Source organism: Desulfosporosinus cupriresistens, assembly GCF_001707885.1.
In the GTDB taxonomy this organism is placed as follows: domain Bacteria; phylum Bacillota; class Desulfitobacteriia; order Desulfitobacteriales; family Desulfitobacteriaceae; genus Desulfosporosinus.
This window is the reverse complement of the sequence record NZ_MASS01000001.1, coordinates 38,299-51,716: the sequence shown is the minus strand read 5'-3', so window position 1 is coordinate 51,716 and position 13,418 is coordinate 38,299. Positions and strand designations below refer to the sequence as shown.

Annotated in this window: 9 protein-coding genes; 4 read left to right on the top strand and 5 right to left on the bottom strand. The window is 38.8% G+C overall.

Translation table 11 applies throughout. From position 1 onward, the window contains the following. Window positions 1-131: 131 nt before the first annotated feature. Together DSBG_RS00215 and dinD are read left to right on the top strand one after the other, a co-directional pair. Window positions 132-1,259 (top strand): Fic family protein, encoded by a 1,128-nt coding sequence (locus DSBG_RS00215; RefSeq protein ID WP_068962217.1) that lies wholly within the window; start codon window positions 132-134, stop codon window positions 1,257-1,259. Between the two features lie 195 nt (window positions 1,260-1,454). Further along, window positions 1,455-2,309 carry a DNA damage-inducible protein D gene (gene dinD, locus DSBG_RS00210; protein ID WP_068962216.1) on the top strand — a complete coding sequence of 285 codons (855 nt, stop codon included), beginning with the start codon at window positions 1,455-1,457 and terminating at the stop codon, window positions 2,307-2,309. 30 nt (window positions 2,310-2,339) lie between these two features. Here dinD and DSBG_RS00205 read toward each other — a convergent pair whose 3' ends face one another. From DSBG_RS00205 to DSBG_RS00185, 5 genes are all read right to left on the bottom strand, one after another. Beyond that, entirely contained in the window at window positions 2,340-3,590 is a 1,251-nt protein-coding gene (locus DSBG_RS00205) for a Wadjet anti-phage system protein JetD domain-containing protein (RefSeq protein WP_068962215.1), read from the bottom strand. Continuing rightward, window positions 3,583-6,984 (bottom strand): ATP-binding protein, encoded by a 3,402-nt coding sequence (locus DSBG_RS00200; RefSeq protein WP_068962214.1) that lies wholly within the window; start codon window positions 6,982-6,984, stop codon window positions 3,583-3,585. The genes DSBG_RS00205 and DSBG_RS00200 overlap by 8 nt, the downstream gene beginning before the upstream one ends. Then, window positions 6,981-7,628, bottom strand: coding sequence for a DUF4194 domain-containing protein (locus tag DSBG_RS00195; RefSeq protein WP_068962213.1), 648 nt, complete (start codon window positions 7,626-7,628; stop codon window positions 6,981-6,983). Before DSBG_RS00195 ends, DSBG_RS00200 begins: the two co-directional genes overlap by 4 nt. Further along, entirely contained in the window at window positions 7,618-9,027 is a 1,410-nt protein-coding gene (locus DSBG_RS00190) for a Wadjet anti-phage system protein JetA family protein (protein WP_068962212.1), read from the bottom strand. Before DSBG_RS00190 ends, DSBG_RS00195 begins: the two co-directional genes overlap by 11 nt. A gap of 105 nt (window positions 9,028-9,132) precedes the next feature. Next, window positions 9,133-9,336, bottom strand: a complete 204-nt coding sequence (locus tag DSBG_RS00185; RefSeq protein ID WP_068962211.1) for a helix-turn-helix domain-containing protein — start codon at window positions 9,334-9,336, stop codon at window positions 9,133-9,135. A gap of 516 nt (window positions 9,337-9,852) precedes the next feature. Here DSBG_RS00185 and DSBG_RS00180 point away from each other — a divergent pair. Both DSBG_RS00180 and DSBG_RS00175 read left to right on the top strand, forming a co-directional pair. Next, on the top strand, window positions 9,853-11,625 hold the full coding sequence (locus DSBG_RS00180; RefSeq protein ID WP_141694203.1) for an ATP-dependent nuclease: 1,773 nt from the start codon (window positions 9,853-9,855) through the stop codon (window positions 11,623-11,625). A 6-nt stretch (window positions 11,626-11,631) separates the two neighbouring features. Beyond that, on the top strand, window positions 11,632-13,395 hold the full coding sequence (locus DSBG_RS00175) for a UvrD-helicase domain-containing protein (RefSeq protein WP_068962209.1): 1,764 nt from the start codon (window positions 11,632-11,634) through the stop codon (window positions 13,393-13,395). The last annotated feature ends 23 nt before the right edge of the window (window positions 13,396-13,418 follow it).

Below are 13,418 nucleotides of genomic sequence, written 5' to 3'. Positions count from 1 at the left end.
AAATAGAATAGCTTAAATTTTTAGATGTTTTTATAAAGAAGCCTCTGTATTTGGGATTTATATTTCAGTATAATCTTGAAAAATGAATTTAACATGCTATGATGATTATATAATGATCTAGGAGTATGTTTATGTTTAATCATTCAGGAAATTACGAATTTCAGATATCCAGAAAATACGATTCAAGGAGTTATTATACTTTTACTCCTAAACCACTTTGCAGCTTGACAGATAACGTGCTGCCGATGGACGAGCAAATGATGATGCTGATATCGCAAGCACATAGGCTTCTGGGTATCCTTGAAGGCATTTCAAGGTATATACCAGATATTGACACATATATAAACTTGCTCATGAAAAAAGAGGCCCATTTATCATGCCAAATTGATGGGATAACTACACCTTTTTATGATATCCTTGATTCTAACAGCGAGAAAACTAAAAATGCGATGGCTATAATAAACTGCGTCACGGCTATACAGTACGCTCAGAGGAAAACGGTATCAAATCAACTAATATGTGAAATTCAAGGCATTGCATTGAAGGATAGTGGCTGCAAGAATATTGGAAAGTTTAGAGAAACGCAAATTTTTCTAAAGCCCTATGTTTCCTCAAATATACAAGAGTACAATCCCACTGCTCCGGAAGATCTGGAATCAGCTTTAGATGACTTTGAAAAATTTATGACAGCCGACGACAACATTGATGTACTCATAAAGTCTGCACTTGTTCATTACCAATTTGAAATAATCCACCCGTTTGAAAAAGGAAACGGCAGAGTTGGGAGAATACTTGCCATGTTGATGCTATTGCAAAATAAAGTGTTATCAAAACCGGTTATCTCACTGTCATATGATCTCTTCCATGATAAGGCTGAATATTTTGATAGGCTTTCAAGCACACAGCTCAACGGAAATTATGCACAGTGGGTAAAATTTTTTATCAAAGCTATAATCGTAGCGGCAGACAACTCTATAAAACAGATAGAAAGCTTTATTGCTATAAGAAATAAGAATATAGAAAAAATAATGGTACTCGGTAAGGCATCAAAGAATGCTATGCTTGTGTATAAGAAAATTGAAAAAAATCCCATAATAAAGATACCATCCGTCGCCGATGAATTAAACTCTTCTTTTAATACGGTGGCCAAAGTAGTAGAAGCAATGGTTGGCTGTGGAATATTGAAACAGGCAAACAACCAATCAAGGCACCGGCATTTTATATATGAGGATTACGTAAAGATATTTGATAGGGTATAGAAATGAGTTTAAATGGCGGTGAATGCATGGTAAGAACAATACATATTCTCTGCGCATCACTCACAGGAACCATAACCCTTGGACGAGGAATATGCGATGACAACATGTTAAACAATATAGCAGGGTGAAAATAGTGAGTTTTCTGTCATAAAAAATTGATACTCTTATGAAAGATAATAGAGGGGGTGCAGAAGTATGCCAAACTTAAATGCCAAAGAATATGCAAGTTTTGAGAGTATAAAACATATTTCAGAAGATGGGTCCGAGTTTTGGTATGCTCGAGAACTTGCTGCCGTGCTTGAATATACACAATGGAGGAATTTTGCAAAAGTAATAGACAAAGCAAGAATTGCTTGCAAAAACAGTGGATATGACATTGAAGACCATTTTGCTGAGGTCAGCAAAATGGTCGAAGCTGGTGTAGCTTCAAAACATGTTTTAGATTTTAAACTTACTCGATATGCCTGTTATCTTATTGTACAAAACGGTGATCCTCGAAAAGAAGTAATAGCACTTGGGCAGACTTATTTTGCAATTCAAACTAGGCGGCAAGAGGTTGCGGACTATTTCAATCAGCTTGATGAAGATAATAAACGGCTTGTTGTGCGCGGAGATGTAAAGCAATGGAATCAAATGCTTGCAGAGGCGGCCCATAATGCAGGAGTTATAACCAACGAGGAATATGCGACATTTCAAAATGCAGGATATATGGGGCTTTATGGTGGATTAACTGTTGCGGGAATTCATGCAAAAAAAGATCTTAAAGAGAATGAAAAAATTCTTGATTTTATGAGTAGCACAGAACTGATAGCCAACCTATTCAGAATATCTCAAACAGAAGAAAAACTTAAAAAAGATGGGATTTCCACTGCTGATGCGGCAAATGAAGTTCACTTCATTGTGGGAAGTGAGGTGCGGGGAACAATCAAACGAGTCGGAGGCACATTGCCGGAAGATATGCCCGCACCAACCCGTAGTATCACAGAAGTTGAGAGGGAACAGATAAAGAAACTGAAAAAGTCAAAAAATAAATTGATGCTGGATGAATAGCAATGTTATAAAAACACCATAAAGGAGACATTAAAAATCTGTTAGCATTGCCTCTTGTTCCAACTTCACACGGTGATTTATCATATATTCGATACACGAAACGCAATCGCTGAGTTCAGAATACTGCTTGAGCGAAGCAAGCTTAATACCGTACTCCGGTCGAAATGAGACAGCGAATTCTGCATATTGTACTAATTCCTTTTCCCCCATACGATATGGATATACCTTCGACGTAATTTCCCTTCTCAATCTGGCGAGCATGGAAAATCCTCCATAATCGATATCTCCCCAATGGCAAAACTCACAATTATCGGGAATTGCATTTGCAACTGCCTTTAAAAAAATACGTTTGGCCGGGCTGAATTGTCCTCCGTGGAATAGCACTAATTCGGCAGTGTTTTTATGCTTATAAATGTACTCAATATAATTTGCACGGTTTTCAATTGATAATACCCGGCCTATATGAGGTGCTATGTGCAGCTGACCACACCGTATATCGTCAGTATTTACAGTTCCGCCAAATTGCATTGGGGTAAAATCAACGAAACCGTTTTGAAAAGAGATTGTCACCGGTCCACAGAATTCAAACTGTTCAGGATATCTTGTAATGCCGATTTGTTTGAGCAGATCTTCTTCCGTACACTTGTCATCGAAATCTAAATACTTTTTAAGAATTCGAACCAATCGGGCGCGAATTGTTTTTTCAAACCGCTTTGAATCACCAAAACAACGTAGAGAAAAAACGCGTTCAAGCATTTCATCATCTTTATTTTGCTCAATGAACGCAATGGCACGAACAAGATCTGCGCGTTCATCTTTATCGCTTGGAAGGCTGTTGCCAATCGAGCGCTTTCGTGAAATCGCCGAAATTGTGTCATCAAGATACTTTTTGGCCCATTCATCGTGGGCACAGTCGTGCGTTTCAATTAATTGGAGAAGCACTTCATCTATTATGTCCCCCTTAGGCTGACGACCAAGAAAGCGATAAGCTGACTGAAGATGTTCGTAGTCGAGCCATACCTTCGCGATGATGTGATTGACTTCACCTTTCATCCATCGGCATTGTACCAGTCTTTCTTGTTCAAGGAACAAAACTGATCGATTGATGAGTTGCCTTTTTTCGTAATTCTCAATATCATATTCGGGAAAATCGGTTTGTCCGCCATCATATAATCGCAGTAAAATACGTCTGGTAGGCTGTTGGTCATGGGTGTAGAAGCTGCTGCACTCGTACTTGTCTAAAAGAGCAGTCAGTAATATTTTTTTATAGTCCTTACTCATTTATAAGTTCCTCCAACTGCCTTGGGTCAAAGGAGCGTACACATGCCTTTTTGCCGTCCCTCAAAACGCAAAGATTGCGGTCTACAAGTGTGGCAATGTCACCGATTTTATCCGGTGGTGCCGATAAGACAACTTGAAAATTAAACTGCCGCAGCAATTCTACGCTGCGTACAATGCGTTCCCCATCCATTTTTGAAAAAGCTTCGTCAAACAGAATGATTCGAGAAGTGCTGGCTGTCCTATCCCGACCTATGCGATATAGTTGTGTAAATGAAGCCAATACAGCAATATAAAATGGAGTCTGTGTTTCTCCTCCGGACTTTTTGCCCAGCGTTTTTGATAGCCTTTGGGATTCGCCGTCCTTGTTGATTACTTCTAAATCGAAGGTCAGATATGTGCGGTAATCGGTGAATGCCTGAACGCGCTTTTCGTAATCATCGTGTGCTTGCGCCTTGGCATTTTCACCTTCGTTGGTAATAATAGAAAACAACTCGGCAATTTCTTCTTTATATTTTGCGTTGTATTGCTCTGTCAGAAGGTTATATCCTCCTTCCAGCAGCATAGGGTCAATAATCATATCATAATATCGCTTATATTCAGGCTTTGCTACTATTCTGAAACGATAGGTATCCTCACCAAAAGAGCTACCACTCAAAGCACTATTAAGCCCATCAATTTGCCGTTTGGCGTCATTGATATTGTTCTGTAACCGACTCAGAAAGTCTTCTTGGAATTGCTCAAACGCCTTGCTTCTGGCATCCTCTATTTTGCTTAAATAATCGGGGAGTTTGATGTCGCTGAGTTCCAACCATGCATTATCATAAACTTCGTTATCCACGGCATTTACATCATGTCCCATTTTATATGAATCATTATATTTTCGGCGCGAGTTACGCAGCTCATCCCACATCGCATCTTTTGCGTTTACAGAGCGGCTGAGTTCTCTTGGGAAAGCCCGTTCTATATTGGCAGCGTCCCCTCTGGTGGATAGTTCGCGAATATATCGTGGAGCGCCAGTTTCTTCGACCCATTCCGATGGGAAGGTTTCTCCTAATTGCACACGCATAGCGGTTAGTTCTTTTGTCAGTTTAGGAATGGTTTCCTCGGAGCACACGCGCAATTGTTCTTCTAATGCACCGCTGTCTTTAATTTGTTGTTCAATATTTTTCCCGAGTTCCGACAGTGTTTCACCGAGCTGTGCAATGCGTTTTTGGAGCGCATCAACAGCACTCCGATCAACGGTTTCCATTTCACGATTCAGTCGTTGAATTTCTTGCTCAATTTCCGGAATTTGGCCAAAATTTGTAGCGGATGTGATGATTTGTTCCGCATCAGATTGGCTTAAAAACACAATTCCGCTTCCATGCCCAAAGGCGGATTTAATAGAAGAATACATTAAAATCTTCTCAGTTAAATCCATGATTTCTCGCTTAACAGCTTCTAAACGCTGCCTGATGGCACCCTGCCCGATGGCTGGCTTTTCCCATCGGTTGGGATTCATAGCTCTGACGACGAAATTTTGATAAAGCATACCGTCATCAGTAACTGCAGTCCTATGGCGGCGCAATTCGCCCACATGTTCACATTTTTTTACGCGACCAAGAGTAAAGTCCAAAAACAGGCGAACATTAGGGTCATCGGTGTCAATCTCTTCGGCTAGACTCCCAGGGTCCCGTGTTGGGGTCAAGCGTTTTAGCTTTTCCACATCGACAATACCTGTGTTATAAATACCTTTTTGCCGTTTAATATGATCATATACTTGTATTGCTGTACTAAAATGCTCCGGTGCGACGATCAGATAGTATTTCTGTGTGTTCAGATAGCCTTCAATCACATTGCGCCAACGGTCATTTTTAATCTCAGCCACTTCTGCAACAATAGCAACCTTTACAGCCAAACCGCTTTTTAAGTGCAAATGGCTGTAGATTGCCTCCTTTAAATCAATTACATCTTGCGGAAACTGATAAATTCCACTCTCCAACGACTGTTGTTCTTTCTGCAAAGCTGTGCGGTTGATTGCTACAACTTTCTGCTCTTCATCAAAACGCCTGACCAACCCATCCGATTGGCTTTTGATTGAATCGGCTGCTGCCGCATGGTGCAACAATCCGTCCTTGCCAACGTTTAGAATAGCGGAGACTTCAGGTGAACGCAGCGAAGAAATGTCGCCTAAAAGTTGCTCGCTTTCTCCAATTAAAGCATCAATTCTGCTAACCAATATTGGATTGATAATAGAATAGTCCACGCCCTTGATTTTTTGAAGCAGCGCGTCGGCACTCGCGAACCAAGATGTTACATTCCTAACCAACAGTGCCGTATACCTCTGAAGCTCGTTGTTCAGCAAACGAATTTGCTGTTCTTTTTCCGAAATTTGCGTTTGCATTTGCTCCAATACTTGAGCCTGCTTGTTATTATGGAGATTGACCTGCATGATATCACGTTCATTTTGCAATCTTGATTGCTCTGTCTTTAATTGCTCCAACTCACTTTTTAAAGAGGTCAGCTTATCACGGTAAATGTCAGAACGTTGTCGGGCATCTGACAATTCATTTTCTTTTATGGACAGCCGCGCCCTATCAATAAGATATGAATAGAGTATTTCATTCTGACGGTATGTAGCAAAGGCTTGATGCGTATCAATAATCTGTGAAAGCAATTCAATGCGTTCCTTTAGAACTGAGGTCTCGCGCTCAAGATTTTTATAACTTCGAATATTCTCTTGCATACGGCTTACATCAACGGTCTGTTGGGGGTCGCACACAAATTCTGAAATAAATTGCTGGATATCAACATTTGGATTGAAAGAAACGGCTTTTTTCAGAAGCTGTCCGAAGCGATCACGAAGCCCACCCAACTTCCCGTATAAATCCTGCTTAAAATCTCTGTTAACATCGGTTGTATAGCTATGACCTGCCGTATAGCGTTCTTTGATATACAATCTCAAAGCGGTTATATCCATTGGGACCTTGTCCACTATAAATTCATGATCAGGCATTGCGTTGTCAAAACGAAAAAACAACTTTTGCATATCGTTTTCCGCATAAGTATCGAAACAGCAGCCGACGGTAAAGAATTTATCCTTCTCTTCATCATAAAATTCCAAAGCAATGTAACTGGTAAACCTGCCTTCACGCAAATATCGAAAACCGGATTCTTCATCATCACCAAGCTCTCCGCGCAAATATCCGCTGAGTGTACGATTTCCACGTCCGCTGGCAGCTTTGTTAAAAAAAGTACCGCTTGTATCACAGAGCAGCACAAGCTGTAGTGCGTCAACAATGGTCGACTTGCCGGAAGCGTTTTTTCCAGTCAAGAAGTTGATTTTATCAAAAAATATCGTCTCGTGGGTAAAGTAGTGCCAATGAATGAGCAAAAGTCTTTTCATAACCTTCATCGTGCATCCTCCTCATTCCGCTCACTGCTACTCAGATCTTCGGTACGCATCTCTTCAAGTTCCGCCATCATGTCATTGATTCCTCGGTTGGACACAATAGATAAGATGGAAGGAAGTATCAGAATCTGATTTCCCTCGCTGTTCCAAGCGGAAGATTCCATCTTTTGAATGATATTATAATGGGCAAGTGTTCTTTGCGCGTCAATACGTTCTTTTTGCGTGGTTTTACCTTTTTCAAGAAGCCCGAGCATGCGCATTTTTTCGACAATTGTCTGTGTATCGGTGCGAACAGTATGAAAGCTGTTTGCTTGCTCGCGTTCCTCCTCATATACGAGACGGCAAGTATATAGAAACAGTGTCGTGAATCTATCGATCCGCAGGCGATTATGGTCATATAAATTAAAGAGAAACATGATGCCGTAGTTATCGTCCTTCTCAAGCTGCCATCCCGTTACAGAAAAATATTCTTGTAACAATGGGAAAATACGCGAAGCCATTTGATAATCACTGTTTGGCAGTGTCATCTGCGCAGAAGGCTGGTATTCATATCGAACCATGTAGGTATGAGATAACAGATAATTGCTAATTCTACGAAACTCTCCTTTTTCATAGCTGGTAAGTGTCTCATATCGTTCACTCCACATGATACATCCCGCCTTTTTTGTGCGTAAATTCCATATTCGGGATCTTGTAACCATTGGTAATTTGAGTGCCTTCATCCGTTTGGACTCGATAATTCATACCACGTTCACCTGCTCGTATTACCGCCAACATCAAAAGAATAAAATCATTGTCATTTCCGATTGTAATGTCTTCAGAATGGATGATATCCATATCCTTGAAGAGATTGAGAACATAACTGCGTATTCTGGAAAGGGAGTAGCCATTACTAATTTGGTCAAGCATTTTTGCCATAGCCCCATCCGAAAAACCATCTTCATTGGACACTGCCAATGGAGTGGATGTAACTCGTCGGCTTCTGACATTTTTGTGATACAAAGATTTCCCATCAATAAATTCTTGACGATTGACACGGATCTTTTCCTCCAGCAAACGCCCAACGCGTTCTTTTTCTATGACGGTTGCTGAAGTGGTATAGGCTTTTAGTAGTTCGACCAATTTACCTTTAATGCTTTGGTCTGCTGTCATCAGATATTGAATCTTTTCTATTGAACTCTTTGTATAGGTGCTATGCTTTTTATCGATTTCATTCACAATTCCGCCGATAGACTGGTATATATCCAAAATATAATCAATTGCCGATATGATTTCCCGATCGGCATCTTCCTCATGCTCATATTTCCGAACGGAAACTGCTCGTTTTCTCATACCGAACATTAACTCTTCGTCCCCAAGAATATCCGATAGTATTTCCTGGATGGGAGCCATATAGCGATGGATAGAATCCATTGTCTTGATCGGGTGGTAAATTCGGTCTGCCATTTGCTTGTATTCTTCGAAGTGATTTTGGAGAAGCAAGTTCACATCACTTTGCTCCTGTATCTGACGAAGATGCCCGCGAATGCCATGGTAAAGACTTTTCATTTCAAATATCAATTGCTCCGTGTTCGCTTTTGCAGTCAACACTGCTTCATACATTTGCCCACGGTGTTCGCTTTTTGCTTGCTTAAGACTGGAATAGGTAGAAAAAACAAGGGAGTTATATTCTTGCACCCTATTATCACCCAGTTCACTTAGAAGCTTCATCACTTGTATCGCATAATTTCTGGGGGTAATAATCTCCGTAAAAGAGCCATCCATAAATTCTTTGTCAACCCAACCGGTTTTGATAAAACGATTTAAAATCAAACGGGCTTTAGCGTTGGCAGTAAGACCGCCTACAACAACGTCATCATCTTCTTCGAGGACAAAGGATCGATCCTCGATCAGAGCGATCAGAGACGAAAGATAGTCACTGACCTCAATATTTAATTCATAACGAAACAGTTGATGTAACAGCATAAGCGCATCAACGTAAATTTCCTTATTTCTGGAAGCCAACACTGAGAAGAAATTACTCGGAATCGTGTTAAAAAGGTTCATCACACAACACCCTTCGTGTTAAGCGTATCAAGGTTCAATAACCAAATCCGCCATAATTCCAATTGACCGGTTTCTTCGGTAATCTACAACTGAGTCATTGGTTGCCTATTCATCGGTAATTTCCATAATATCGCCTATATCACAACCCAGTGCCTTACATATCTTAACGAGAACGTCAGTTGTGACATTTTCATTTTTACCCAATTTTGCAATAGATGCATGGCTTATGCCTGCATGTTCACGAAGATCCTTTTTTTTCATATCTTTGTCAATTAATAACTTCCATAGTTTTTTATAACTAACAGCCACTATTGTCACCTCGCCAATATTCCAATATATTATAGTAACCTTATCGGGTATAGGAAGCGATTACAATAGTAAATTCTGCGTTCGCAGAGTTAATTTGATATTTAAGGTTGTCTGAGGGGTTGCCTTTACCAAAGGGATAGCGTTATTAGAATTTATATAGAATTACGCTAGCCACTTGTTAATTGATAAGGCAATATGTTGTAATTACTCTGACGGTTTTGGTCGAAATCATCTTGTATTTATTTGGAATCGCGCATATAATGTGTTTTGCAGAATATTCCAACGTGCTGAGGTGCATACATTGAATATATAGCCGCTAAAGAAGCTGCAATTAAATGGGGTATTTCTGAACGCAGGGTGCAAGTACTTTGCTAGCAAGATCGTATTGAAGGTGTTCAGCGACTTGGCAAGGCATGGGCGATCCCGAAAGATGCACAAAAGCCACTTGACGCTCAAGTAACTAAACATAAGTGACAAATAAAATCGCAAGAGATTTTTTGTCATTATTAATGCGAATTGGCAGCTAACGATGGAGATGTTATCATGCATATTTATAAAATCGAAATTAAAAATTTCAGGAATTTTGAGTGTTTTTCATGGAAACCAAACCCCGAAGTTAACATTCTTTTCGGCCACAATGGTTGTGGAAAAACCAATTTAGCAGAAGCACTTTCTCTTGTGTTTTCAACGAGCAACTTCGAAACTCATTTTGAACTATCTGATTATTATTTGGGCGATGATAAAAAGCAAATCCATATTCAGGTTTGGTTTGATGATGTTTCTTCATTATCAACAGCAATATCTGAGCATTTGCAACACATTAATGAAAACGATCAATTTATAATGGACGATACGCAAGGAAATGGCAAGGCTATAATTATCTATCAATTGGAAAGCGGTCTTGATCACACAATGGAGTGGAGTTTTTATCAACAGATACAACAGTCATTTTGTAAAATTAAGGATAGAAGAGCTATTGATTTCATCCATATTGATGCTAATAGGCAGCCACTTAAAGAAGTTGGACTGCAAACCAGAAGTGCGTTTTATAAAATGGCACAAGATACAATAGGTGCGGAAATCGAGAAAATCTCACAAGAATTAATTGGAATTGCTAATGATAAACTCTCTACTTCTTCCGTCATAAATAACTACCTTGAAACATTGAGATCATTAGGCAGCATAGATATTATTGAAAAATACCAATTGCTTCTCAAAAATCCAGAATCCACATGGAATTCATCTGGTTATGAGTTGGGAACCTCAATTGGTAATGCAAAACTGAGTTTTGAAAGACAGTCAAAAGGTATTCAAAACTTATTTTTGCTCCTTTTGATGAAAAAGCGGCTTGAAGGTTCAGGCATAGTATTTATTGAAGAACTTGAACAGAATTTGGAACCGAAATACCAAAGATATATTACTGATAAGTACAGGCAATTGAAAGTTGGTCAGTTATTTATTACGAGCCATTCACCAGATATTATTAGTCATTTTGATTATGAGAGTATTTGTGTCGTTTCGTCAAGAACTGCCACACAATTGCTATCAAGGCTTGGTACGGCCGAACTAAAAGAAATACACCGAATGAATAAGCACGAGTTTATATCGGCCCTAATGTCTTCCTGTGTGCTTCTTGTTGAAGGGGATTCTGAATATGAATCATTTCCTGTCTATTCGTATAATTTTGAATCTGCATTAAGCAAATATGATATTGATCTTGTTAAAATAGGCGGCAAAGGCAAAATCGAACAATATGTAAAGGCTTTTAAGCATTTTGATAAGAAGGTTTATGTGCTACTCGACAATGATCCCGATGCTACTGCACAGATCAACATGGCGAGTGCGAATGCTGATGCAGTGTTTCTATCATTAAACTCTTATGAAGACTTGATTCTATCTAATATCCACCCTGTTGCAGAAAAATTAAATGAATTGGTTGATTTTTCGATAATTAAAAGCAAACTTATAGATATTGGTTCATATGATCCTGAATTACATAAAAACAAAGATGTAAAAAAGATGGCTGTTAAGGAGCATATTGTAAAAGACGGAATAAATGTTAGCGCAGTAGAGTCATATACGGATTTATGTAAGTTTGGCTCTCTGCTTTCATATGTATTGCATGACAGCTTTGCTTCTGCCTATTTTGCTCGTTCGATTGCATATTTCATTATTGAATCGCCAGACCAGCCTATATTTTTCAAACGGCTGATGGAACATATGTCGCCTATGGGACAAAAACTTGAAAATCTTGATGGATATACTAACGTATACAAGCTGAATGGATGATAAATAATGATTGAAGGAAAGCAAAAAGAATTACTGGACATGCTTGCAAGTGGAGAACCATATGTATTAGTGGAGGCGCCAGCTGGTACAGGAAAAACATTTTGTTGCATTCAAGCTGCTAAATGTTTGTGCGATAACAATATGTTATTGCCTTTTCAAAAAGCGTTAGTGCTTACATTTTCAAGAAATGCACGAGCACAATTAATAAAAGAATTATCCAAAATACCTGCTGAATCCCCTATTCACAAGCAGATTAACATTAACAACTATCATTCTTTTTTCAAAAAGTACTTAGATGCATATAGGGATATTATTGGCATTAAAAAACCTCTTTCTATAATAGACAACGACGATTTCATTGAGTTGCTATATGACTATGCAAATAATGAAAGCATCGCTTTACGCGAGGGGCTTGAAGCAGAAATACTAGATGATTACTTAAATGATGGTGGAACGTTGACCCTATTAAATCAGGAAAGCAAAAATAAAAGGATTGGCAACGATGCCATTGCAAAATTTCTCGATACTGCATCACAATTCACGCAAGTATCGGGCTATATATGTTTTGCACAATTTGGTAATTTGGTATGCCAAATGCTTAATACATCAACTCAAATGGCTAAAGCAATAAGCCATGATTATCCCTTGTTAATCCTCGATGAATATCAAGATACGAATTATTATCAGGAACAATTCGTAAAACAAGTCCTAAAATCGTCAAAAGGGATATTTTTCGCTGATGAATGGCAAATGATTTATGGGTTTCGTGGGTCCACAGCGGACAGACTTAATGAACTTCCTGTAATCTATACTTCGATTAAAAAGCTTGTTTTTACTGATTATTATCGATATAAGGACAAGCCAGATTTGATAGCTATCTTAAAAGCTATTCGTGCTAATTCCAAACTTGATTATTCAGAATTAGCAAATGGCTCTTTGATTCCTTGCCGTGTTGCCTGTGATGATAACTGGCAAAATATTAAAGGGAAATCGCATACGGCACAGTGCACATTGTTTTGTAGCGGTGTGTTTTATTCGACGATAAAAATAGTAATATCATTACTTAAACAAAATAAATCAGTTGCGATCCTATGTAGACGTAATAATGTAGCAAATCGATTAACAGAAGTCTTTTTTGAAAATAATATGCATCCAAGAACTGTTTCCGATACGCCAGAAATGAGCCGCATTAGTAAGCAGATAAAGCGATGCTTGGAACCTGTTGAACTTCAACAAAAAATCCCCGCATTATTATCTATCGCTGCATTATGTACAATGAATCGAAAAATTGACGGTGAAGATGTGTCTATGCTTTCGATGTACGATTCAAGAACTCTTTCTCGAAAGAGAAAACCTATATTAAGTCAAATATGGTTGGTTATTAAGCCATATCTCACTTCAACTAATATTGCTGATTGCTGGGTATTGCTAACACAAATAATTACTATATTGGTTTCTCAGGAAAGCGTGACTATCAATTATGCACGAAAAAGATATGTGGAGCATTGTACCAGGTCCAAAGAGCTTACCCCCAATTTGATAGACAATATAATGATGCAGCGCCAATATATAGACTCATTTACAAATATTAATCCGGGGTTGTACATAACAACAATTCATCAGTCAAAGGGTAAAGAATTTGACTGTGTGTTCGTCGTGGATATAGATGATGTAATAAAAGATGCTAATCTCTTATATGTTTCCCATTCACGAATGAAGGAACGTCTATATCCTATTAAGGCACAGTATAAAGGGGTTTCATATCGTTAAGTTTCAGGACAAACAGTATAATC

Coding starts and splice junctions, on each gene's coding strand:
- DSBG_RS00215 (WP_068962217.1), top strand. CDS start 132: ATGTTTAATCATTCAGGAAATTACGAATTTCAGATATCCAGAAAATAC.
- dinD (WP_068962216.1), top strand. CDS start 1,455: ATGCCAAACTTAAATGCCAAAGAATATGCAAGTTTTGAGAGTATAAAA.
- DSBG_RS00205 (WP_068962215.1), bottom strand. CDS start 3,590: ATGAGTAAGGACTATAAAAAAATATTACTGACTGCTCTTTTAGACAAG.
- DSBG_RS00200 (WP_068962214.1), bottom strand. CDS start 6,984: ATGAAGGTTATGAAAAGACTTTTGCTCATTCATTGGCACTACTTTACC.
- DSBG_RS00195 (WP_068962213.1), bottom strand. CDS start 7,628: ATGTGGAGTGAACGATATGAGACACTTACCAGCTATGAAAAAGGAGAG.
- DSBG_RS00190 (WP_068962212.1), bottom strand. CDS start 9,027: ATGAACCTTTTTAACACGATTCCGAGTAATTTCTTCTCAGTGTTGGCT.
- DSBG_RS00175 (WP_068962209.1), top strand. CDS start 11,632: ATGATTGAAGGAAAGCAAAAAGAATTACTGGACATGCTTGCAAGTGGA.